Raw genomic sequence first — 22,640 nt, 5'->3', positions numbered from 1 at the left:
CATGAAAGTTTTCACGATACCAGTTACACCATTTATGCAAAACTGCCGAGTTATAGCTTGCGACTTGACGGGAAAAGCTGCCATAGTAGATCCAGGTGGCGACGCAGAGAAGATTCTCGCTGTTGTTAAAGAGAAGAAGTTACAAGTTGAATTTGTGCTTTTGACACATGGGCATTTAGATCATGTGGGAGTGAGCAAGGTAATATCACAATCGCTCGATGTAGAGATTATCGGCCCCCATATTGATGATAAGTTTTGGTTAGACGAGTTACCTATGCAAGCTCAAATGTTTGGGTTTGCGCCTCATACTGCTTTCTTACCCAATCGCTGGTTGAGTGAAGGTGAAGTGGTAAAATTAGGTGAGCTAAAATTGCAAGTTAGGCACTGTCCTGGGCATACACCAGGACATGTAGTTTTTTATGAACCTGCAAGTGCGACAGTACTAGTTGGTGATGTGCTGTTTAAAGGTTCTGTGGGGCGCACTGATTTTCCTAAAGGAGATGCCGCACAACTTAAGCACGCTATTGAAACTAAGCTCTTTACCTTAGGTGATGAAACTCGGGTAATGAGTGGTCACGGAGAAGATACCACAATAGGGTACGAGAAGCGTAATAACCCATTTATGAGCGGTCGCTTTGGGTAACGCAACGTGAATAGCGTAAAATTTAACACTAAAATATAAAGAAAAATATGTCATTAAATCAAGTTGATCGTCAGATACTAGCGTTGTTACAGCAAGATGCGAGTTTGTCCACGGCTGAAATTGCAGACAAAGTAGGGTTGTCACAATCTCCGTGCTGGAGGCGCATCGCTAAATTGGAACAAGATGGATTTATAAAAGGGAAAGTTGCGCTGTTAGATGAAAAACAGCTTGGGTTTGATATGTTGGTGTATGCCCATGTAAAACTCTCAAATCATGGACGTAGCAATCTTGCTGAATTTGAAAAATTGATAATGAGCTATGATGAAGTGACAGAGTGCTACACCATGGCTGGTACAATGGACTTTATGCTGCGTATTGTCTCTAAAGGCATTGAAGGTTACGAGCTTTTCGTTCGTGATAATTTACTTAACTTGGAATATGTACAAGAAGTTCATTCTAATGTGACCATGACGTGCGTCAAACGCTCAACCGCATTACCAATCATTTAGTGTCATACAGACATCTCAAATTAACACTATAATGTATCATGTTTGTTAAAAGCGCTGGATTTTGTTAGGATCCAGCGCTTTTCTGTCGTAGTAAAAAACACTTGGGGATATAAATGTTTAATCTTATAGGCAAGGCGCCAAGCTCTGCTAAGAACGACGTGCTTTCAGGTTTAACAGTTGCATTAGCTCTGGTACCAGAAGCGGTCGCATTCGCATTTGTTGCACAAGTTGACCCGCTGGTTGGCTTGTATGCAGCATTTATCGTCGGATTGATCACATCAATTTTTGGTGGTCGTCCAGGAATGATTTCAGGTGCTACCGGGGCACTTGCAGTAGTAATGGTAAGTCTTGTGATTGAACATGGTGTCGAATACCTGTTCGCGACAGTGCTATTAATGGGTATTTTACAAATTTTAGCGGGTATATTTAAGTTGGGTAAATTTATCCGAATGGTACCGCACCCAGTTATGTTAGGTTTTGTGAATGGCTTAGCCATTGTTATATTTTTAGCCCAATTAGGTCAATTTAAAGTAATGGATGAAGCTGGTACTTTGCAATGGATGCAAGGCTCAGAGCTATATATCATGGCGGGGTTAGTTGCATTGACAATGGCTATCATTCATTTTCTACCAAAATTGACGACTGCGATCCCGTCAAGCTTGGCAGCGATTTTAGTTGTAACAGGTATTGTGATTGGTTTTGATTTAGACGCACGCAACGTACTAGATTACTTAAAAGACATGAGCGGCAATGCAGATGCAACTATAGCTGGTGGATTCCCAATGTTCCACATCCCTGATGTACCTTGGAACCTTGAGACACTGAAAATTATTTTCCCATATGCGCTAATTCTTGCTGCTATTGGCCTAATTGAATCATTACTGACATTAACACTTATTGATGAAATCACTGAAACTCGCGGCAACAGTAACCGTGAATGTGTTGGTCAGGGCGCTGCAAATGTAACGTGTGGTGTGTTTGGTGCAATGGGTGGCTGTGCCATGATTGGCCAATCTATGATAAACATTAACTCTGGTGGCCGTAGCCGTTTATCAGGTATTACAGCAGCACTGCTATTACTTGGTTTCATTTTATTTGCTGCCAGCTTAATTGAGATGATCCCACTTGCTGCTCTTGTTGGTGTTATGTTCATGGTAGTGCTAGGGACGTTTGAATGGTCTAGTTTCCGTTTAATGAAGCGTATTCCTAAGAGCGATGCATTTGTTATTGTGTTAGTTTCAGGTGTAACCGTTATCACTGACCTTGCAATAGCGGTATGTGTAGGTGTTATTGTTTCTGCACTTGTGTTTGCTTGGGAGCATGCAAAACATATCTATACCAACAATTATATAGATGATGACGGTTCTAAGGTTTATGAGTTACATGGTCCGCTATTTTTTGGTTCGGTGAAGAACTTTGCTGAGCTTTTTGATATCGCCAATGACCCTGAAGATGTTATTGTTGAATTTAAATATAGCCGTGTTGCAGATCACAGTGCAATTGAAGCCATTGATGCTTTGGCTGAGAAATACACGAAAGCTGGCAAAAAGTTGCATTTACGCCACTTAAGTCAAGACTGTAAACAGTTGCTAGATAAAGCGTCTGATTTGGTAGAAATTAACGTTATTGAGGATCCAAAATATAAGGTTGCCTCAGACAAGCTTGCGTAATTTTTACATTACTTAGTCTTAAAGCCCGCATTTCGCGGGCTTTTTGTTTTTCAGGCAATAGTCGTAATTATTTAAAATCTCATGGCTAATTTTAAACAGGTTGATTACAGTAAGGTCAATTAAAAATAAAATAAGCATGAATTATGAGTATAAGATCATCTTTAACAGCCTTGTCTTTGATTCTATTATTAGGCAACACGTCATCTGTATCTAGTAAGGAAGTAAGCGTAAAAACCTTAGCCAAAACTTCCCAAAGTTGGGATGGCACGGAATTGCCAGCATACCCATCTGGAAAACCAGAAATTACCGTACTGGATATTGTCATACCCGCCGGAACAGAGTTGCCAATGCACCTTCACCCAGTGATCAATGCGGGTGTCGTGATTACCGGGGAATTGCATGTAACCAAACAAAGTGGAGAGCAGCTAATATTAAAATCCGGAGACCCCATTGTTGAGTTAGTCCACCAGTGGCATAAAGGCAAAGCCGTCGGCAATGAAGATGTCAGGATCATCGTGTTTTATGCGGGTGAACAGGGCAAGGATATCACGGTTAAGAAGCACTAGTAGATGAGGTTTTTAGCCCTGTTCACTATAAAAAACGTGCGTTTACCCAGCGGCAAGGTGGCTGGTATGCTGCACCAAAACATCATATAACGCACGTATTTTAGCGTTTTGTTTAAGATCCTTGTGATAGGTATACCAAAGTGCCCCGACATTTTCTGAACTTAGCAAGGGGCACGCATCAAGTCTAACTAAATTTGGATATCTTCTGGCGTCGTTGTCAGACAGTGGGCCGATCCCCATGCCACTGACAACGGCGGATTGTATGTCAAGAAACTGGTTGCTGGTATAAACAATATTTTCATTGTGCAAGTGTTGAATAACCTGATTGATGAAAGGAATATGGTGCTTAGACTTGTCAGGCATAAGCCAGTGAAAGTTATTAAAATCGCTTTCATGCTTCGGTTGACCATGTTCTGCGATATAATCTTGTGATGCAAAATACGCCATTTTGAGTGATAAGACATGGCGAGCAATAAGGTCTGGCTCTTTGGGCTCAGGGCCAGCTCTGAGCGCAACATGGATATTTCCACTTTGCGCAGGAATGACTTCGTCAGTTGCCAACAACTCTATTCTAACTTTTGGATAGGTTTTCCTAAACTGATACATTGCCGGAGCAAGCATAGCTGAATATGATGTCACAGTTGTGACCCTGATTTTCCCGCTAAACTCCTGTTGAATACTTTGCAATTTATCTTCTAAGGCAATAAATTGGGTATCAAGATCCGTCAGTGTTTCAGTCATGATATGCCCGGCATCGGTGAGTTGATAACCCCGTTGATGGCGGATAAACAATTTAACGTTGAGTGCGTCTTCTAAGCGGTTAATATGGCGTAATACGGTCGTATGATTGCATCTTAATTGTGCCGCAGCTTTGGCAAGGGAACCCGCTTTTGCTACGGTATGGGCAACTTTGAAATCATCCCAATTTAATTTCTGCATAATTATAAATATAAATTATTCAACTTCGTCTAGTGTCTGAGTATATAGTTTTTTGCACATTAGTTCTTTACTTTATGCACTATGCATTTCACCTTCTACGCGGTAACCTAAGATCAGTAACTTATAGAAGTAAGGTGTCATATGCTGAAAAACAGCAATCAGAGTTATGGCTGGGTAAGTATCGCAGTGCATTGGTTAATGGCTCTGGCGATCTTTTTTATGTTTGGCCTTGGCTTATATATGGTTGAGTTAACATATTACGACCCGTGGTATAAAGGCTCTCTAGATTTGCATAAGTCATTAGGGATTATTTTAATGGGGCTGTGGTTGTTCCGTTTTGTGTGGCGATGTATCAACATTAAGCCACAGGAATTGCCAGGACCTAAGCTAGAGCAGCTAGCAGCGCGGCTTGGCCATCAAGTACTATATATCCTTATGCTACTGTTGCTATTGAGTGGCTACTTTATCTCCACGGCGGACGGTAAACCAATTAGCGTATTTGAGCTATTTGAAGTGCCAGCTTTGCCTTGGTCATTTGACAATCAAGAAGATATTGTTGGTGATATCCATTTTTGGCTTGCATGGGGTTTAATTGGGTTTGTAGCTGTACATATAATGGCTGCGCTAAAACATCAGCTTATTAATAAAGATGGCGGTTTGAGCCGGATATTAAAAGCATCTAAATAAAAATTAATTTTAAGAATCAAAGTAAATTATTAGAGGTTAATATATGAAAAAGCGTATCGTTAGTGCGATTTTAGCAACTGGTTTAGTGATGTCGGGCGTTGCAAACGCCGCAGAATATAAAGTAGATAAAGCGGGAGCACACGCTTTCATCAATTTTAAAATTAAGCACTTAGGATATAGCTGGTTGACGGGTAGATTTAACGATTTTGACGGCAAGTTTAACTATGACAAAAATAAGCCGAATGATTCAAAAATTAACATCGTGATCAATACAGCAAGTATTGACTCGAACCATGCAGAGCGTGACAAGCACCTTCGTGGCAAAGATTTTTTGAACGTCAAACAGTTTCCAAAAGCAACTTTTGAAAGCACTAAGTATGAGCAAGTTAGCGACACAGAAGCTAAGCTTACAGGCTTACTCGAGTTAAACGGTGTTAAAAGAACGATTACTTTCCCAGTCGAAAAAATTGGCGAAGGTAAAGATCCTTGGGGTGGTTACCGTGTAGGTTTCTCTGGTGAAACATCGCTAAAGCTAAAAGATTTTGGTATTGATTATAACCTTGGTCCTGCATCAACCCATGTGACTTTAGAGCTACATATTGAAGGCATTCGCCTTTAACGGCTGATGCCAAACTTGATGTCAGAGTTGATTGCTAGTTAACTCTGACAGCACGCCTTTTGTTATAAACCCATCCCAAACTTACTATAAACAGTTAGTTTGAGCAGCGTTTAAAAAAGATCATGGACCAAAGAGGTCCAAAGATAAACCACAATAATACGTTAAAGACAGGTATCTTAAACCATATGGTTAAAGCTTGTGTTTCGCTGGGTTATCGACAAAAGCAGTCATTAAGATAAGCAAAATATAAATGATCAACACTGCCAAGATGCTTCTTATGCCCCATGGTTTCATAGCTTAATACGATAAAATTGAAATACCGAATAAATGGCTTAACTTAGGCTTTTCTGTAGTGTGAAAGAGGGTAACCTAAAAGTATAAATGCCTTTAGGTTAATGAAACTGGAATTAAAAAACTTTCGTCATTTATCGTAGAATTGAGAGTTCAATTGCAACAAAATTAGCTGGACGACCAAAAAGGCCAATTTTGAAATATGTGCATTTGGTCTTAGTTACGATTTAGATATTGCGGCTAAACCTTGCCAGTCTTCTAGATCTTGGTTCGGCTTTTCCTTTCTGAACTGAGCGTATTGGCTTATGCCCATCTGGTCTTCAAGGATGTCGACAACAATGCCTTTTTCTTTCAATAGCCTTTCATTGCCACAGGCGTTGCTTACGTCGCCAACCACCACACGATTAAACCCACGCATATATAACAAGGTGGCGCATACATCACAAGGGCTTAAACTGGTGTATAGGGTCGTCTGAGAAAAGTCTATCCTGCCAGCATCTCTAATTGCAGAAGTTTCGCCATGGTTGTAAGGATGGGATTCTTGCACGAGTGTATTGTGTCCCTTACCCACAATTTCCTTTGTATGATTGTTGACAATTACTGCACCAATGGGGCAACCGCCTTCGTCATAACTTTTTTTCGCAAGCAGCACTGCGATTCGCATATAGTCAGTATCACTAAGCTTCAAGGCAAACTCGTTAGCCATTAAAGTTGATAAACTCGCTGTGGGCATATGGGCAATGACGTTGAGCGAAGCATCATTAATTTGGGTATCGTGTTTAAAGAGTGGCGCTATCATGCTTTTGTCCAAAAAAATACAATTACAGTACTATATAAAAGATCATTGAGGAGCAATTGTGAAGGTTGTGACAATAATACTCAGTACAAAATCTGGAATGGTGTATTTCGTTCATGACAGACTCTGTTTCCTAAATACGTGAACTTCAGACCTTTTGCGTGTTCAGATCAAATAAGCCGATAAATAATAAAAGGCTGAAGCAACAGTGAAAAATTCAAAGATAAATGTTGAAAATCAAAGAGTATCAAAATAACATTGACTTAAAATTAAACAAAAACATAATAAATCAACACTTTAAAAATAAACAAGGAATAGAAAAATGAAACCAGTATTAAAAAAAGCAAACTTAAAAAAGCTTGTAGTAGCAGATACACATTTAACCCCACAGGATACAAAAAAGATTGCAGGTGGAGCTGAGATAAAAGGCATTACTTCCATTTTGATCTTCTGTGATACAGACGTGATTAAATAAATACTTCGGAGGTGGTCTCACCTCCAATCTACCCCGGGAAATAGCACCAAGGTATTAATGTCAATTAGGTTTAAAGCAAGGAAAGTACTGTTTGGAGTCAATGTGATGAATGCGACGAACAGGCTAGGTAAGTACTAGATCAACAATAGTAATAGAAATCACCAGTTCGGCGAGTGTTTCTTTGCGCAGCAATACCGGGTTTGAACACAGAAGGAAAAAGTATGGCAATCTATGAAATGTTGGTAGGCTTAGATGTGAAGGACGATAACTTATATAGTGATTATCGTGAAGCGATGAAACCAGTTTTAGTGTCAATGGGTGGTGAATTCGGATATGACTTCCGCATTGAAGAAGTGCTAAAAAGCGAAGTTACGCAAAACATCAACCGTGTATTTACTATTCGGTTCCCAAATAAAAACGTCATGACATCATTTTTTAATGCGCCAGAGTATCAAGTCGTAAAGGCGAAGTATTTTACGCCATCAGTCAGAGATATCACCATTATTCGCGAGTACGAAATAGTTGAATCAGACGCATAGCATTGAATGTCTAGCGAGTTTGATTAATTTAAAGTAAAGGCGAAAATTGCCCTTTTTTATCAATGAGTTTAATTGTATCTTAGCGTCAATTCTTAATCGTGCTGATTTTAAAAGGAAAAGTGATGAAAAGATTGGTGTTGTGTATGGATGGGACGTGGAATAAGCCTGCGCAATATGATCGTGGTAAAAGAAAACCAACCAATGTTGTTAAGTTGGCCCGAGGTGTTGAACAAGTTTGTCCAAATGGCATTCATCAAGTTGTTTACTATAGTGAAGGCGTCGGTACACATTGGGGAATGGATAAAATTCTAGGAGGCGGTTTTGGCCTCGGCCTATCGCAAAATGTACTTCGTGCCTATCAATTTTTGGTTTTAAATTATCAGCCAGGTGATGAGATTTATGGCTTTGGTTTTAGCCGAGGCGCATATACCATTCGAAGCGTGATTGGGCTTATCAATAAAATAGGGTTGTTACCTAAAGACCACGCTTTTTATATGCCAGAAGCATACAGGTTGTACCGTAATAGGGCATCTGACACTGAAGTCGATGCATTCAAAACAGAACACAAATGTACAGACGTATCGATTAAGTTCGTAGGAGTTTGGGATACAGTTGGCGCGCTAGGTTTACCATTCGACTTTGATTTAATTAATCGCCGCTATCAATTTCATGATGTCAGTCTAACAGACAACATTGAGCATGCTTATCACGCTCTGGCCATTGATGAAAAACGAGGGCCTTTTAAACCTGCAATTTGGACATTGCCAGAAGGTTCAACTCAAACTCTGGAGCAAAAATGGTTTGCAGGTAGCCACAGTAATGTAGGCGGTGGGTATTCACAAGATGGGCTTGCTAACATCTCACTGCATTGGATCAAAGAGAGAGCGACTGAGCACGGTTTAGTCTTTAATGAACGATTTTTGTCTTACTATCGACCCTATCATTTAGATGAATATAGAGACTCAATGAGTTGGGTGTATAAAATTACAGAAAAAATACGCAAATTAGGTGTAGGGCAACGTACCAATGAGTCACTGCATGATAGCGTCTATCGACGCATTTGTGAAAGCGAATGCTACCAGCCTGTGAATGCAATTGAATTTATGGAAAAAACAAGTAATCCTAGCTAACAGCCATATATTTCGTACTCAAACCTATCATGATATTTGATAAATATTAAATAGATACTCCTTGCACATGTGTGGGGTATCTAATAAAAAACACGCATTTATCACCAGCAATTTATTTTTATTCTGTCAGTTAACATCATAATCACGAGTCACATCACACCTATAGCTTTCAGGTAATATCAAAATTTTATTGAGTAAAATCCAATTATTGCAATTTAAATTATATTGTTTTTTTTACAATGAAATTAATTAAAAAACATTTGGATATTGTATAAAATATATTTACTTGGCTTGGGTGTTTTGTTATTTTTGTTTTCCCGATTTTGGGATGAATTTATTAGCATAGTTAAACATGCTACTTATTGTGTATTTAAGGAAAATTATGACAACTAAGTACTTGGCAGGTGTTGCCTCTATTTTATTCACTGTTGGCGTGCAAGCAGCAACAATGGGCAATTACGTACCTTTTAGTCAGCAAGATTATATTAATAATGGTTACAACGGCCCTGGTGTAAAAGCGCCATTAAATGGTAATCAATTTGACCCTATGGTTTGTATTGATGGCAGACGTGTTCCGGGTGTAGTAAGTGCAGATGGCAACTGCTATGTAGAATACAAAAAAAATTGGCGTAACAGTGATTACTCAATTCTAATGGCGCCTAGCGGTGGCTATACATGGAAAAGAATAGGCCGAGGTTACAACTTAACAGGTAAAGAAATCACTGGTGGAGCGCGCGACTCTGGTGAGTATTCTTATCACTGTATGGCAGAAAAGTATATTAACGGTTATGGTAAAATCAAAGTAGTTGGTAAATATATCCCTAATCAGGATCGTTGTTATTTGACAACTGGTGAAAGGGAAGGAGACAGAACACATATTGATATTGACTACTGGCGTTCACCTGCTTGGATACTTGTGGCAAACTAACATATTTTCTAAGCAAAGCTATCTCAGCTTTGCTTTTTTACTTTCCTGAGCCTAGGCTCTTAAGCATTTTTTAACTTCGAAACCGCAATCTTTGTACCGTATGTTATTAGTGTGACAATGTATTGAGTAGGGAGAGTTCGAATTAATGTGTGTTCACTCTAAAAAGATTGCTTTTCATCTTCACTTTTTAAAGAAAACACACATCAAAAAATATAAATTTAATAAACGGTGTTTTTAGTACCTACCTTGAAGTCCCTTATTTTTTAGCCTCTTTTAGTACATCGAGTAAGAGAAAGTAGGTTTTCTCAAACGCTTCTTTTTCATCCGGGAATTGTTCCATTGTGTCTTTGTATAAACTCGCTGCAGCTTGATATTCTCGAAGCTGAATATAACATTGGCCCATATAGTAGCGAGCAGTGACATTATTTGGGTTAATAGAAAGGGAGTGATCAAAGTATTTGAGCGCTTCTGGACAATCGCCATTATCCATAAAAATAAAGGCAATGTTGTCAATGGCTTCATAAAAAGGTGGAAATATATCCAGCGCTTCTAGGTATAAAGATATTGCTTCATTAAACTTCTTTTGTTCACTAAGCGCGTATGCTTCTTTATATTTTATATTTGCTAAAGCGATCAGCTCGTCAACTTTTTGCCCGGTAACATGTGCATATTTTTGAAAGTTATTGTGTTTCAAATATTGATAGAAGTAGCCTAATTCTCTTTTACTTACTGGCTTATTTCCTATTGATTCCCAACCTTCAGCTAGTGCTGCTATTGATAAAGTCGTGTGACCCACTAAAACTCCGAGTTTTTCGACACTTGATTTGGTAGGCTTTTTTTCGGAATGTTCAAAAAAAGTGACATGTAATGTTATGTCGTCAGGGTTGTCATGATCAACATTGATTATTTTCAATGTTTCCCATTTATCTTTTTGTTTTATGTAAATATCACCCTCTTTATACAGGGTGTTCTTTGATGTTTCGTGCGCTTCTACAGTGGACAGCAAGGAACTAAACAAAAACAGGAGCGAGGTAAAAATCTTAGGCATTGGTTTCCTACTAGGTTAATGTCAAATCCGCGTGAGCGGCATGGCAGTGAAAACTGCATTTTAAGGCCACTCTTAAAAAATAGGACGCAATGCTAGACTAGCTTGCAATGTAAATAAAGAAACATTTTAGTTAATCCAATTAATAGTTGTTTTTTTACTCAATGCATGTGCAATAAGCCATGAACAATTAAAATTGCGCTTTTAAAGTAATCAAGTTTCTATAGGGGTGACAAAAAAGCCATCATAATTTGGTATTAGACTGTGTCAATACAAGTTCAAAACTTCAATATATTTGCAGGTGTTGTCGCGCCTTAAGTTCACTTATTCGCGTCGATAAAACCTATCCCAAAACTGAAACTAACTTCCCAAAAGTGGGAAGAGAACTAAGCTAACAAAATAAAAATCCTATTATAAATCATGGGTTTAATTTTGGCATGTAATTCGCCTTAGTGTTTTAAAACAACCACTAAGGTCAAATATGGACATAAAAGCATCCCTTGCGAAAAATAAACAGCGAAAATTTCCGGTTAAATCGCTAGCTATCGGTATTGCCAGCTGCGCCTTGCTAATAGGTGTCGCATTTATAGATGTTAAGAGTGAAGAGGTAGATGCTCCGAGTTTGGTTTTTGCGCAAGTTCAAAGCGGCCAGCTAAGCTTGGCTGTTTCAGGTTACGGTCAATTACGCTCCAAGCAAAGTCGCTTTATCACTGCAAGTCATCGCTCCCAAGTGGAAGAGATATTCCATTTACCCGGCAGCCGTGTTAGCCATGATACCGTTATTATGCGTCTTTCAAATCCAGATTTACTGCAAACCCTCAATCGTAGTCGCCTTGCACTAGCAAGACAAAAAGCCAGCTTCGAAGCGCTCAAACTCAGTCAACATAGTGCATTGTTGACCCAAAGGGGGCAGCTAACTTTACTTAAAAGCGAGCTTGCCAATGCACAGATCAGAGAAGAAGCTGAGGCAAAATTGATTGCCAAGGGGATCGTATCGGCCCTTGATCATAAGCGTTCACAGCTAGAAGTAAATCAGCTTACTGAGCGAGTCAAGCTTGCACAATTACAGCTGCAACAAACCAAAGCCCTTCACACTCAACGCTTACAGATTGAGCAAGAGTTAATGAGAGAAGTCGAGTTAAGTTACCAAGCTGCGGATACCGACGTTCGTAATTTACAAGTTAAAGCTGGAATTGACGGTATGCTCCAAGAGGTCAATATTGAGCAGGGCCAATCGGTACAAGTTGGTGCACCTTTGGCTTTAGTCGGCAGCGAGATGTCGTTATTGGCTGACTTACAAGTGCCAGAAAAACAAGCTAGTAGAGTGCAAATCGGTCAGGTTGGTATTATCAACACCTTCAGTGGAGAAGTTCAAGCTCGTGTTAATCGCATCGACCCAGTTGTTAGAGATGGGCGTATTGCCATTGAACTAGAGCTAACAGGCGCTTTGCCAGACAACGCTCGGCCTGCACTGTCAATTGAAGGGCGAATCATTACAGAAACGAAGGCTAGGGCGTTATCTCTGCAAAGGCCTAGCTACATAGCGGAACAAAGTACAGCGGCTTTGTACGTTCTCAATAAAGAAACAAATCAACTAGTTAAAACCCCAATAGAGTTTGGTACACTCGCCGGTAACGCCATCGAAATTCGAACTGGTGTAAAGGCCGGCGAGCAAGTTGTGATCTCGGACATGTCCGATTTTAAACATCTCGAACAAATAAAAATAACTCAATAAATTCAAAAGGACGCAATTATGGCTAATACACCTGTTATCGAGCTGACAAACGTTTCAAAAGTTTACGTCAGTGAAAATGTTGAAACACACGCACTTACTAACATCAATTTAAGTATTTACAAAGGGGACTATGTTGCAATAAGTGGGCCCTCAGGTTGTGGAAAATCTACACTGTTAAGTTTAATGGGCCTTTTGGATGACATCAGCTCGGGCTCATATAAAATTGAGGGTGTGGATACTCAAAGCTTGGACGCCGACACGCTTGCAGAGTTGAGAAACTTGCATATAGGCTTTATTTTTCAATCGTTTAATTTAATTGATGAGCTGTCGGTCTTTGACAATGTGGCTCTGCCTCTTATTTATCGAGAACAGCCTTTGAGCCAATCAGACATAACACAGCGTGTTAACCGCGCTTTGTCTCAAGTTGAAATAGATCATCGCGCCAACCATAAGCCCAATCAACTCTCTGGTGGCCAACAGCAGCGTGTTGCAATTGCAAGGGCATTGGCCGGAGAGCCCAGCATCCTCTTGGTTGATGAACCAACGGGTAACTTGGACTCTAAAAATGGTGATGCGGTCATGGCAATACTCGCCTCGCTGAATGAGCAAGGCACTACTATTTGTATGGTAACACACGACCCGCGTTATGCAGGTTACGCGAAACAGCAAGTTAAGTTGTTGGATGGAGAGGTGCTGCAAACTCAGTCTGAAGTGAACGACAGTGATAATGTGGCTGGAAAGAGGGAGATAGCATGAATACCATTCGGTTTTCCAATCAACTCAAATTGGCAATTCAGTCTCTTAGACAAGCAAAAGGGTTTTCTGTTGCAATCATACTGACGTTATCACTTACGCTGGCATGTTTCTTTGTTGTGATGAGTTTATTCAGCAACTATTTTATCAAACCATTAAATGTAGAACATGAAGATCGTTTGGTTATTGTCGAGCAAGACAATGTATTTGCCGATAAAAACAGCCCGGGATATCAAAGCTTTCAATCTATAGAGCGATGGTACAAAACACAGCAAGTATTTGAAAAAGCAGCAGCGGTGAGTACTGGCCAAGAGATTGTTACTAACTTACCAGGTCAGCCAAAAATAGATGTAACCTATGCCACAGATGAGTACTATGAATTATTTAGAGTGCCAGTGATTCTCGGCCGACATATCGCAAATGTGCAGGTTTTAGATGAAAAAGTACAGGAGGTGATGATCTCTTACCAATTTTGGCAGCGCTACTTTGACGGAAGTGAACAGGCCATAGGTCAAAGTATAACGATGGAAGGGATGCAGTTTACCGTTGTTGGTGTGGTTGGACAAAATTTTAATGACCCGTTTATGTTCAATGATGGCAAAGCACAAATTTGGTTTAAATTCAGCGCAGATAGACGTTATTTTCGAGAGGACGAGCCAAGCCCTTGGTACAACTTATTTGGCACACTTAAATTAATAGGAGTTTTAAAGCCGGGCGAAACCAACGCTACTGCAAAAACCCATTTACACCAATCACTGCAAGAAATAAAAGCGCAATGGGTTGAGGGTTTCCCGAATATCGTAGACTTAGTGCCCATTGTAACGAGTTTTCGTAAAGCTGAATTGGGTGACAACAATAAACTTGCTATTTTGTTACTAGCCGGTGTAACCGGGTTGCTTTTAATTGCGCTTTTAAATGTCAGCAATTTATTTGTCTCTCGAGCTGTTGTTAAACACAAACAGCTTGCGCTTCAAGCCGTTTTGGGTGCGAAGCGTCGCGTCTTGTTTCAAAGCATTTTGTTGGAAACTTCGGTTTTAATGACCGCGTCTGTGCTGGTGGCATTGTTTTTAGCTGCATGGGGTATAAAGCTCTTTGTTTCTTTAAGTACTGGATTTTTGCCTTTGATAGCTGACTTATCATTGGACAGTACGGTATTGCTCAGTGCTTTACTCGTGTGTGTTTTATTAGCTTGGCTATTTGCATTTATCACAAGTCGCCTTATTAATTTTACCAAATTGCGCGCTCAGGTTCAGTCATCAGGCAAAGGGGCAGTCAGCCAAGTAAGCGCAACAACTGTGAAGATGATGGTCGCCGTGCAGCTGTTTTTAGCTTCAACTTTGGTAATTGGCGCAACGATGGTGCTGAGCAAAACGCTGGAGACATTAAATCGCCCATTAGGTAGTAAAACCGAAAACTTCTATGCGGTGCACCTATTTATCCAAGATATGGAAGAAAGCATTGCTGAGCGCTATCGATTTATTGAAGCGTATAGAGAGGCGCTATACAAAATAGATGGCGTCGCGAAAGTGGCTCATGGCAGTAGCCCGGTGCAGTACAATACTCGAGCCAGTACAGTTACTGATATGGCAGGAAACGAAAGTGTGTTTATCCCTCAAGCTTGGGTTGGTATGGACTATTTTGATGTTACCGGATTAAAAATCATTGAAGGGCGTACGTTTAGTGAAGCGGCCATGCGTGGTGAAAAACATGAGTTTTTAGTGACTAAAGCAGTCAATGATTTACTCAAGCCTGGTGGTAGCTTGATTGGCGAAACTTTTATTAGCTTTGACCCCGACAACCCGGTAGAAGTGGTTGGCATAACAGAGAACTTTAATCATCCTAGATCATTCGGCAGACATCAAGGGCGGCATTTTTGGTGGGCCTCTCAACCTTTTGCTTTTCCATATATCGTCAAGATGGAAGAAGGGAAAAGTTTAAGCCGAGAGACTTTGTTTACAGCGGCTCGTAGTGTTGATCAACGCACAGGGATATGGCGCTTAACCAATTTGGAAAAGGAGTACGGGCTTATGACACACATGGAGCGGATCACTCGCAACTTATGTATTTTGCTCGCACTGTTTACGTTAGTGCTAGCGGGTGTTGGTATTTATGGTGTGTTAAGTTACAACCTAGGGTTACGTCGTTATGAATTAGGTATACGTATGGCTTTAGGTGCAAAAAGCAAAAGATTGTATCGACAACTATTTCAGGACACTATCCTACCATTGGCACTTGCTTTCATCCTAGCTGTCCTAGTCTGTGTATTAGGTTACACGTTTTTTGTTGAGCAAATTAGCGGCTATATGTTGGTTAATCCGCTGTGGTTGACTGCTGTGAGCGCAGGTATTGTTGTGTTTGCGTTATTCGCAACCCTATACCCGATGAGTAAAATATTGGGCGCGAAACCGATGGCTTCTTTGCGTCAAGAGTAATAGACAGTGGGCTTGGAAATAGATCCCAGGCCCACTTCCCAAACAATAATTGATAATTAGTAAGGAAATATGAAAACAGTTTTAATTGTCGATGATTTAATTGACGTTCGCCTCAGTGCGAGAATCGTACTTGAAAGTCATGGGTTTCATTGTTTAGAAGCCCAGCACCCGAGTGCCGCAATGACTTGCTTGGAGCAAAATCAAATAGATTTAATATTGCTGGATATGAATTTTAGCCAAGACACTACATCAGGACAGGAGGGGTTGGCTTTTTTATCTAAATTGCAATCGCTCAACTACACCATCCCCGTTATCGTGATCACGGCATGGGCCAAAATAGACTTGGCAGTACAAGCTATGCAAAAGGGGGCTTGTGACTTTATTGAAAAGCCTTGGAAAAACGCGCGTTTATTAGAAGCTGTGCAAGGCGCAACAATACAGACTGATTTACTGCAAACCACGTCGACACAGTCACATTTTTTGGCTTTCAGCGCGCAGAGTAAACAACTTCTAGAAAAAGCGCAGCGCATTGCAAAAACGGAAGCGAATATATTGATCACCGGTGAAAACGGTACTGGAAAAAGCATGCTAGCTGAATATATTCATAATGAAAGTTTACGAGCAAGTCTCGAGATGATCAGTGTGAACATGGCAGCGATACCAGAGAACTTATTTGAAAGTGAGCTGTTCGGTCATAAAAAAGGGGCCTTTACAGATGCGAAAGAAAATCGCACTGGCCGGTTTACACTGGCCAATGACTCAAGTTTATTTCTAGATGAAGTTGGCTGTTTGCCCATCGCTTTGCAGGCAAAACTATTGCGAGTATTGGAAAGTGGAGAATATGAAGAAGTAGGGTGCTCGACATCAAAACGCAGCAATGCGCGAGTGATCTCTGCAACCAATGCTGATTTAAATAAGCTCATCGAGCAGGGGGAGTTTAGGCGTGACTTGTTATTTCGGCTCAATACCTTAGTGATAGAGCTACCGCCTTTGCGAGAACGCTTGGATGAAATAGCTGCGTTTGCTGAGCATTTCATTGCAAAACACATGAATAGATACGGTCGAACGGATGTATCGTTGAGTGAGCAAGCTTATAAAAAGCTGAAGTCTTATCACTGGCCAGGCAATATGAGAGAGTTATCTCATGTATTAGAGCGGGCGGTGATCATGGCGGATACTAATGTCATTCAAGCTCAAGATGTGCAAATTCAACCTGGTGACGAATCATTATTGCCATTGCCTTTGATGACATTAGAGCAAGCAGAAAAAAAACTGATCCTCAAGGCAATTGATCACTTTGATGGCAATGTTGTTAGAGCGGGAGAATTTTTAGGTTTGAGTAAATCAGCGATTTATCGTCGCGTGGATAAGTTTAACATTCAGGTAAAAGACTAAAGATGAAAACCCGGCCAGCCTCGTTGGAGGGCAGCCTAATTTGGTTGTTTTTCATACCTATATGCACCATAACATTGTTTGCTGTTTGGGCGTCCATTAGTTTGGCGTTGGGTGCCTTGGCGTCATTCACGCTAATATTGGTTGTCTTGTTGCCTAGTTTATTCGCGCTTTATAAAGCTTACCAGCGCATCTTTGGATGCTTAGATGGTGTTGCGGTGCAACTGGATGGATTGGCAAATGAAGAGTTTACCGTATGGCATTTAGCCAAGTATAAACAAGGGCGCGTTGCACAAATTAAAGTCGACCTCAAGACGATTGCTGAGCGCATGAAAAATAAACGGCAAGAGTATTTGCAGAATGAGACTTTTATCTTCGATTTTATCAACGAACTAGACTTGCCGATAGTGGTGCTCGATCATCACTATCATGTTTATCATCACAATCGAGCGGCTGAGACATTTTACCATGGTAAAAACATCACTGGGTTTAGTACCGCCCAGTTGAAGTTGGAGCAAGTGCAAGGTAGGTGGCAAACTTTAAAACAAAATCAAAGATTTAAAGTTGTTGAACACAGTTTGTACCGAGGCCAGAGAAAGTACCAATTGATGGTGTACGTATCCATAGAGCAATCACTGCGACGCAATGAGCAGCAAGCATGGCAAAAGCTTGTGCGAGTACTTAACCACGAAGTAAGAAACTCTTTGACGCCTATTTATTCAATGGCTCAGTCACTAAAAGAATTATCGGACCAATCGAACGAAGAGCTCAGAGATACCATGTTGAATGTGATTGAAAAGCGCTCAGAGCATTTACTGAGCTTCGTTGCTAACTATTCGAAGTTGTCTCAATTACCTGTCCCACAAAAAAGCCACATCACAGCTTCTGGTTTATTGCTGCGTTTGCAGACGTTATTTCCTTCGGTTTGCGTAAAGCTTCTCTCTGGGCAAAATTTATCTTTATTTTGTGACGTTGAGCAATTGGAACAAGCACTATTGAATCTGGTCAAAAATGCGCAACAGGCCAATGAGGTAATAGGTTCTCAAAGGGTAGAATTGACATTACGCTTACAAAATGAAGTTTGTCAAATTGACGTTTTAGACAATGGTGAAGGGATTAGCAATACTGACAATTTATTTACGCCTTTTTATTCAACAAAAGAGCAAGGTAATGGGATTGGTTTGGTACTGAGTAGAGAAATTATTCGTGCACAAGGCGGAGAATTGACCTTAAACAGCAGAACAGATGCTGACGGGGCTGTTGCACGTATCGAGTTACCAAATGAGCTTAAAGAATCTGGCATTGTTTCGTCTTAATAGTATATAGAACCGCGTATTTGGCCTAGAGCTAGATATTGATATAACTTGGCCAGTAGGAGCAAAAATGAAGCTTGCAGCAATTCGAATACCCTGTAAAAACCTCAATGATGCATATGCTTTTTATGCCGATAAATTACGGTTAACCGTGTTATTCGGATCGCCATCTGAAGGTTTTGTTGGCATGCAACTGCAAAACGTTCAGTTAATTTTTGAGCCAGAAGAACAAGGCGAGTTTGAATGTGGACGATATCTTGGTTTTAGTCTTGCAGTCGAAAACATAGATACCTTCTATAGAGAGGCTTCTAAGCGAGGTGTATCGTTCTCTAACGAGCCAGAAAAACAAAGCTGGGGCGGTATAATGACTCACATAAGTGACAACAGTGGAAATATCTTTTCGGTTATTCAGAGTTAAAAAGTAACTGTACTTTCAAGCAACAATACCAGCAGAACGTCAACATTATTCACGTCGCCCCTAAACTAGATAGAATTAAATTTTTTGGGCTCTGCCTGTGAAGTGCTAAAAGTACATTGGTCAATCTTGGCTGACTTTTAATAGATGGATTGACGGCACAATGTATGTTTGTGCCATTGGCTCTAATAGGTGCTGCTTAAAGTTTTGGTGTGGCTTCAATATGTGATGTTAGTTTTGTTGCAACTTCACTTAAACCGGCGTTAATTGCTTTTAGTTCTGCTTTTCTCAATGTCTCGTGGAAATTTAACTCTTTAGCATCTCTATTTACAGTATATTGTTTGGTTGCAGTGAGTGTAAATGGCACAATTCCAGTTCTTGTGTCTATCAGCACAGCTTCAGTAGAGCAATATGAGCGCACTCGATCTTGTTCAAAAAGTCTTAGCTGTTTAAAGTTATCACATCCATTTTTGTAAACTAAGATAAGGTCCGCTTGATAGCGTGCTGCTGCTTCTCGTAAAAAGGGAACTGTTTTTTGTTGTGGTAACAATAATGTCGGTAGAAAAGAAGCGTCGTAAATCCTATGTGAGCTTTTGAGCTTATCAATAAAGTGCGTAATCATTTCATTGTCTATTTGTACGAATTCTTGTGAGTTCATTCGTGAATTATTTTTGGTCGATAAATTAACAATGGCGATGCGATTAATTTGAGGCAATGAAATTTGATGGGCAAGGGCATTTTTGATTTGAGCATCGCTCATACTGGGGCCGTCATTCGGAAACAAGCTCACAGTTGGTTGTGGCGCATTGGTTTCCACCTGATAGTCTGATGGCCTGTGTGTAGAGGATGTAGAGCAACCTGACGCAAGTAATGCACCCAGAATAAGAGCTATATATTTCATTGTTTTCCATAATTTTAATTTATAATCTCCTCACATTATGTCGGCGGCTTTCTTAATGACAGATTAATCTGTCATTAAGAAAGTAATCTTGCAGTTCGGTGGCTGAACATACTAAATAAGACGTAAGGGCTGAAAGAGTTTAGCCAATTACAGGAGGCAACACACTTTATACATTTTTGATTACAGCTCACATTGCGTTTCTTTACGCTTTTTCATCATTTCTTTGATAGCTTTGTTCAAGTTTTCTTTTTTTACGTAACGCTCAGGAAGTGCTTGTATTGTGTATATAAAATCACCCGTGTTCCAATCAATTGCATCATCGATAAATTGTGGGCTGATCACAGCAACCTTGAGTTGCGGATCCAGTCGTTTCAACGCATCAACGGTACCAAGATGATAATTACTATGAAATGCACCATTAAAATGAACAACTTGGTTTGCTGGGTTTGATTTGAGTGCCTTGTAAATAGACTCTGCCATTGTATTATCGCGAGCTAGTTGGGCGTAAAAACTATTACTTAGCTTTATCGGACCTGACTTTTTATCTGTTTTTGGAGCATGATGACTCATTGCCTCAATAAACTTGTCTTGATATGCCTGTGAGCTGGTGGTGATATCTTTTGCAACCCAGTTTTGGTGCTGTTTATCAAAGGTATTTATATATTCCGGCCCTTTGCGCGCGACGCAACGCACGACGCTCAATGGCGTATTGGCTGCGACAGTGGTCAGTTTGTATTGTTTGGCGAATTCAACCAAGGGCCGATAGTCACTTTGGTAGTTATCCCACGCATTGGCTTGTTTTATCAGAGTCTGCTCTCCAATTTCATTTTTTATGTACTGCTCAAGCACATATTGTTTATCGCGTGTGAACTGCTCAAAACTCAGTGTTAAGTTTGGATTTTGGCGATATATCAAGGGCAGTATATTGGCTTGAAGGCGGTGAGAAGCACTGTGGGTGTGATATTCGCCCACAAAGATAACGTCCGCGTTGTTTAGGTGTGATACGAGCTTTTTAATATCGATTTGCTGCTTTTTATTTGCATCATATAAAGTGTAGTCGTGCAGCGTGACAATGCTGTGTGAGAGCGTTTTATCTTGGTTCGTGGTAACGCAACCTTGCATCAAAAACGTTGAAGTGGATAGCAATAGTGCTGCTTTTAAGTGCATTGTTTGTATCATGAAAATTCCGATATTCTAATAAATTCTTGAAACCAATATTCAATTGAACTCCATTATAATGATAACCGTTCTCATTACGGGTGTCGAGCTTGGCTGGTTGTGCGGTTATGCCGTTGCTGTCTACATAAATTATTTGAAATAAATAATTTAATACCTCTAGGCGGTAGAATTTACATTATTCTATTAAAATAGGGATTTAAAATTTTGAAAAACGCTTTATTATCGTCGCTACTTCTGTCGACACTTGCCTACAGCAATGCTTCATTTTCTGAAGAGTATGATATTACAAAGGACTTTAACTATGCATCGCCGTACAACAATGTATGGACCTTCGGTTGGCAGCCTAAAGATTTTTCGTCATTTACTTTGTATCCCAATCAGGTAGATACAGGACAAATTCATCATTGGTTTGATGACGCAATTGATAGGGGTTACACACCCAATGTGGGGTTCAATTATTCTAATGTCGTAAAGTACGGTATTGCGCCTCAATCTCTATCTTTGCACCCTGGGCCAAAAGGTGAAGTTGCCGTCGCGCGATTTACATCTCCAGCGGGAGCTGACTATGCAATTGATGGTGCATTTCTAGCTGGAGATTCAGGCTCTATGACCGTAGCAATTAGAGTGAATGGTAGTTCGGTGTGGTCAAAAGCAAATGCCGGGGCATTTTCATTTGATGATTTAGCATTGCAACAAGGTGACACTGTTGATTTTGTGGTATACGGTGGTTGGAGCTACGGTAGCACCGGGTTGGAAGTTAAAATCAACGAGAATAATGCGATTTATGTTGATCATGAGTCGATTTCGGATCTTAATGAGAATGGGGCTGATGAACTACTTTTGCTGAGAAAGCGCAACTCAGGTACCGTACAAGTTGTTGTCAAAGATTCAATAACTCATGACACTTTGTCGAAAGTAGAGTTCGCTTCTAAGGATTATCAGCCTATCAGTGTCTCACCAGTCAAGCCCAGCCTTGACAGCACTGTGCCTAATATATCTGTTCTTTTGAAAAGTAACACGTCAAATCAGCATATCTTGGAAGTGCGCGAGTTGTATTCTGGTACGCTGGTCAGTCAAAAAACACTCTAAATCATTGTCCTAAACTTCAAAATAGCTTATCGATCAAAAGTCGTTAAGCTATTCGAAATAGGCCTGAATTGTCTTTTTCTACTCTCGTCAAAGTTGAGCCTATCTTAGTCGAGCAATTTGCAACTTCATTAAGTGGAGCTTAGACCGCCCACTTTTCATCGTGTAGATCGCAGTTATTTCGCTGTACTGAACAGCTATTCGAAAACAGCTTTTATATAACCAATAATATTATAGTGATACAGCCGCGATTCAATCTTGTATTTTGTGGAAAGTGGGATTATCCCTTCATAACCTTATTAAATTAATTTTTGCTTTTGTTCTTATGTTTATTTTCTAAAAAATCAACTGCATATGAAATGATTGTGGATTTTCAAACCTTATATTTTTCAATTCATTATTACTTTGGTTGACTTTTGTGTGAGGGAGCTGGCATTTTATTTTCGCCACTATTGCTGCGCACTGTAAAAGATATAATGGAGTAGCAATGGGGTGGTTAAAATTAAGTTTTATAGCACTGTTTAAATTTTGTTGTTCAACTCCAGCCTAGCTGCATTAAATCATGCGGCCACTTTAGGGGGGTGTTATTTAAATTTG

22 protein-coding genes are annotated in these 22,640 nt (G+C 40.1%); 17 read left to right on the top strand and 5 right to left on the bottom strand.

The window, feature by feature from the left end:
* Position 1 precedes the first annotated feature (1 nt).
* The 4 genes from QNM18_RS01195 to QNM18_RS01180 all read left to right on the top strand — a co-directional run bounded on the left by QNM18_RS01195 (position 2) and on the right by QNM18_RS01180 (position 3,388).
* Positions 2-643 carry an MBL fold metallo-hydrolase gene (locus tag QNM18_RS01195; protein WP_284136073.1) on the top strand — a complete coding sequence of 214 codons (642 nt, stop codon included), beginning with the start codon at positions 2-4 and terminating at the stop codon, positions 641-643.
* Positions 644-690: 47 nt separating this feature from the next.
* On the top strand, positions 691-1,152 hold the full coding sequence (locus tag QNM18_RS01190) for an Lrp/AsnC family transcriptional regulator (protein WP_023398345.1): 462 nt from the start codon (positions 691-693) through the stop codon (positions 1,150-1,152).
* 113 nt (positions 1,153-1,265) lie between these two features.
* A complete protein-coding gene (locus QNM18_RS01185; RefSeq protein ID WP_211012260.1) occupies positions 1,266-2,822 on the top strand; it encodes a SulP family inorganic anion transporter in 1,557 nt (518 codons plus the stop codon).
* Positions 2,823-2,965: 143 nt separating this feature from the next.
* Complete coding sequence (locus tag QNM18_RS01180; protein WP_284136072.1) at positions 2,966-3,388, top strand: cupin domain-containing protein; 423 nt, start codon at positions 2,966-2,968, stop codon at positions 3,386-3,388.
* Positions 3,389-3,430: 42 nt separating this feature from the next.
* Here the strand turns inward: QNM18_RS01180 and QNM18_RS01175 are convergent, their stop codons facing one another.
* Complete coding sequence (locus tag QNM18_RS01175; RefSeq protein ID WP_211012258.1) at positions 3,431-4,327, bottom strand: LysR family transcriptional regulator; 897 nt, start codon at positions 4,325-4,327, stop codon at positions 3,431-3,433.
* A 141-nt stretch (positions 4,328-4,468) separates the two neighbouring features.
* Between QNM18_RS01175 and QNM18_RS01170 the strand changes: the two genes are divergently transcribed.
* Positions 4,469-5,014 (top strand): cytochrome b, encoded by a 546-nt coding sequence (locus QNM18_RS01170; RefSeq protein ID WP_211012257.1) that lies wholly within the window; start codon positions 4,469-4,471, stop codon positions 5,012-5,014.
* Between the two features lie 43 nt (positions 5,015-5,057).
* Entirely contained in the window at positions 5,058-5,633 is a 576-nt protein-coding gene (locus QNM18_RS01165; RefSeq protein WP_023398340.1) for a YceI family protein, read from the top strand.
* Positions 5,634-6,144: 511 nt separating this feature from the next.
* Here QNM18_RS01165 and QNM18_RS01160 read toward each other — a convergent pair.
* On the bottom strand, positions 6,145-6,723 hold the full coding sequence (locus QNM18_RS01160) for a nucleoside deaminase (RefSeq protein WP_284136071.1): 579 nt from the start codon (positions 6,721-6,723) through the stop codon (positions 6,145-6,147).
* Between the two features lie 319 nt (positions 6,724-7,042).
* Here QNM18_RS01160 and QNM18_RS01155 point away from each other — a divergent pair, with 319 nt between their 5' ends.
* The 4 genes from QNM18_RS01155 (at position 7,043) to QNM18_RS01140 (ending at position 9,792) form a co-directional block, all read left to right on the top strand.
* Entirely contained in the window at positions 7,043-7,195 is a 153-nt protein-coding gene (locus QNM18_RS01155; RefSeq protein ID WP_211012255.1) for a hypothetical protein, read from the top strand.
* A 221-nt stretch (positions 7,196-7,416) separates the two neighbouring features.
* Positions 7,417-7,734, top strand: a complete 318-nt coding sequence (locus QNM18_RS01150) for a DUF1330 domain-containing protein (RefSeq protein WP_211012254.1) — start codon at positions 7,417-7,419, stop codon at positions 7,732-7,734.
* Positions 7,735-7,856: 122 nt separating this feature from the next.
* Complete coding sequence (locus QNM18_RS01145; protein ID WP_284136070.1) at positions 7,857-8,864, top strand: DUF2235 domain-containing protein; 1,008 nt, start codon at positions 7,857-7,859, stop codon at positions 8,862-8,864.
* 382 nt (positions 8,865-9,246) lie between these two features.
* The gene (locus QNM18_RS01140; protein WP_284136069.1) at positions 9,247-9,792 is read left to right on the top strand and encodes a hypothetical protein; all 546 of its coding nucleotides are present in this window, start codon (positions 9,247-9,249) and stop codon (positions 9,790-9,792) included.
* Between the two features lie 256 nt (positions 9,793-10,048).
* On the opposite strand, the gene QNM18_RS01135 is transcribed toward QNM18_RS01140, so the two are convergent.
* A complete protein-coding gene (locus QNM18_RS01135) occupies positions 10,049-10,840 on the bottom strand; it encodes a tetratricopeptide repeat protein (protein WP_284136068.1) in 792 nt (263 codons plus the stop codon).
* Between the two features lie 478 nt (positions 10,841-11,318).
* Here QNM18_RS01135 and QNM18_RS01130 point away from each other — a divergent pair, with 478 nt between their 5' ends.
* The 6 genes from QNM18_RS01130 to QNM18_RS01105 all read left to right on the top strand — a co-directional run bounded on the left by QNM18_RS01130 (position 11,319) and on the right by QNM18_RS01105 (position 18,880).
* Positions 11,319-12,572: an efflux RND transporter periplasmic adaptor subunit gene (locus tag QNM18_RS01130; RefSeq protein ID WP_284136067.1), complete on the top strand. Its 1,254-nt coding sequence runs from the start codon at positions 11,319-11,321 to the stop codon at positions 12,570-12,572.
* 18 nt (positions 12,573-12,590) lie between these two features.
* Complete coding sequence (locus QNM18_RS01125; protein WP_284136066.1) at positions 12,591-13,328, top strand: ABC transporter ATP-binding protein; 738 nt, start codon at positions 12,591-12,593, stop codon at positions 13,326-13,328.
* A complete protein-coding gene (locus QNM18_RS01120; RefSeq protein WP_284136065.1) occupies positions 13,325-15,757 on the top strand; it encodes an ABC transporter permease in 2,433 nt (810 codons plus the stop codon). The genes QNM18_RS01125 and QNM18_RS01120 overlap by 4 nt, the downstream gene beginning before the upstream one ends.
* Before the next feature lie 69 nt (positions 15,758-15,826).
* Positions 15,827-17,152, top strand: coding sequence for a sigma-54-dependent transcriptional regulator (locus QNM18_RS01115; RefSeq protein WP_211012247.1), 1,326 nt, complete (start codon positions 15,827-15,829; stop codon positions 17,150-17,152).
* Between the two features lie 2 nt (positions 17,153-17,154).
* Positions 17,155-18,465, top strand: coding sequence for a sensor histidine kinase (locus tag QNM18_RS01110; RefSeq protein ID WP_284136064.1), 1,311 nt, complete (start codon positions 17,155-17,157; stop codon positions 18,463-18,465).
* 67 nt (positions 18,466-18,532) lie between these two features.
* Positions 18,533-18,880: a VOC family protein gene (locus tag QNM18_RS01105; protein ID WP_284136063.1), complete on the top strand. Its 348-nt coding sequence runs from the start codon at positions 18,533-18,535 to the stop codon at positions 18,878-18,880.
* A gap of 196 nt (positions 18,881-19,076) precedes the next feature.
* On the opposite strand, the gene QNM18_RS01100 is transcribed toward QNM18_RS01105, so the two are convergent.
* Positions 19,077-19,778, bottom strand: coding sequence for a hypothetical protein (locus tag QNM18_RS01100; protein WP_284136062.1), 702 nt, complete (start codon positions 19,776-19,778; stop codon positions 19,077-19,079).
* Between the two features lie 180 nt (positions 19,779-19,958).
* Entirely contained in the window at positions 19,959-20,957 is a 999-nt protein-coding gene (locus QNM18_RS01095) for a ChaN family lipoprotein (RefSeq protein WP_284136061.1), read from the bottom strand.
* Between the two features lie 204 nt (positions 20,958-21,161).
* On the opposite strand from QNM18_RS01095, the gene QNM18_RS01090 reads away from it, so the two are divergent.
* Positions 21,162-22,046, top strand: a complete 885-nt coding sequence (locus tag QNM18_RS01090) for a hypothetical protein (RefSeq protein WP_284136060.1) — start codon at positions 21,162-21,164, stop codon at positions 22,044-22,046.
* The last annotated feature ends 594 nt before the right edge of the window (positions 22,047-22,640 follow it).

The sequence above is a fragment of the Pseudoalteromonas obscura genome (assembly GCF_030135505.1).
In the GTDB taxonomy this organism is placed as follows: Bacteria; Pseudomonadota; Gammaproteobacteria; order Enterobacterales; family Alteromonadaceae; genus Pseudoalteromonas; species Pseudoalteromonas obscura.
Note: the sequence above shows the minus strand (reverse complement) of the source record. Positions and strands in the feature narration are given on the sequence as shown.

Bases quoted from the DNA above. Each gene is read 5' to 3' on its own strand.
- QNM18_RS01195 (WP_284136073.1), top strand. From the start codon at position 2: ATGAAAGTTTTCACGATACCAGTTACACCATTTATGCAAAACTGCCGA.
- QNM18_RS01190 (WP_023398345.1), top strand. From the start codon at position 691: ATGTCATTAAATCAAGTTGATCGTCAGATACTAGCGTTGTTACAGCAA.
- QNM18_RS01185 (WP_211012260.1), top strand. From the start codon at position 1,266: ATGTTTAATCTTATAGGCAAGGCGCCAAGCTCTGCTAAGAACGACGTG.
- QNM18_RS01180 (WP_284136072.1), top strand. From the start codon at position 2,966: ATGAGTATAAGATCATCTTTAACAGCCTTGTCTTTGATTCTATTATTA.
- QNM18_RS01175 (WP_211012258.1), bottom strand. From the start codon at position 4,327: ATGCAGAAATTAAATTGGGATGATTTCAAAGTTGCCCATACCGTAGCA.
- QNM18_RS01170 (WP_211012257.1), top strand. From the start codon at position 4,469: ATGCTGAAAAACAGCAATCAGAGTTATGGCTGGGTAAGTATCGCAGTG.
- QNM18_RS01165 (WP_023398340.1), top strand. From the start codon at position 5,058: ATGAAAAAGCGTATCGTTAGTGCGATTTTAGCAACTGGTTTAGTGATG.
- QNM18_RS01160 (WP_284136071.1), bottom strand. From the start codon at position 6,723: ATGATAGCGCCACTCTTTAAACACGATACCCAAATTAATGATGCTTCG.
- QNM18_RS01155 (WP_211012255.1), top strand. From the start codon at position 7,043: ATGAAACCAGTATTAAAAAAAGCAAACTTAAAAAAGCTTGTAGTAGCA.
- QNM18_RS01150 (WP_211012254.1), top strand. From the start codon at position 7,417: ATGGCAATCTATGAAATGTTGGTAGGCTTAGATGTGAAGGACGATAAC.
- QNM18_RS01145 (WP_284136070.1), top strand. From the start codon at position 7,857: ATGAAAAGATTGGTGTTGTGTATGGATGGGACGTGGAATAAGCCTGCG.
- QNM18_RS01140 (WP_284136069.1), top strand. From the start codon at position 9,247: ATGACAACTAAGTACTTGGCAGGTGTTGCCTCTATTTTATTCACTGTT.
- QNM18_RS01135 (WP_284136068.1), bottom strand. From the start codon at position 10,840: ATGCCTAAGATTTTTACCTCGCTCCTGTTTTTGTTTAGTTCCTTGCTG.
- QNM18_RS01130 (WP_284136067.1), top strand. From the start codon at position 11,319: ATGGACATAAAAGCATCCCTTGCGAAAAATAAACAGCGAAAATTTCCG.
- QNM18_RS01125 (WP_284136066.1), top strand. From the start codon at position 12,591: ATGGCTAATACACCTGTTATCGAGCTGACAAACGTTTCAAAAGTTTAC.
- QNM18_RS01120 (WP_284136065.1), top strand. From the start codon at position 13,325: ATGAATACCATTCGGTTTTCCAATCAACTCAAATTGGCAATTCAGTCT.
- QNM18_RS01115 (WP_211012247.1), top strand. From the start codon at position 15,827: ATGAAAACAGTTTTAATTGTCGATGATTTAATTGACGTTCGCCTCAGT.
- QNM18_RS01110 (WP_284136064.1), top strand. From the start codon at position 17,155: ATGAAAACCCGGCCAGCCTCGTTGGAGGGCAGCCTAATTTGGTTGTTT.
- QNM18_RS01105 (WP_284136063.1), top strand. From the start codon at position 18,533: ATGAAGCTTGCAGCAATTCGAATACCCTGTAAAAACCTCAATGATGCA.
- QNM18_RS01100 (WP_284136062.1), bottom strand. From the start codon at position 19,778: ATGAAATATATAGCTCTTATTCTGGGTGCATTACTTGCGTCAGGTTGC.
- QNM18_RS01095 (WP_284136061.1), bottom strand. From the start codon at position 20,957: ATGATACAAACAATGCACTTAAAAGCAGCACTATTGCTATCCACTTCA.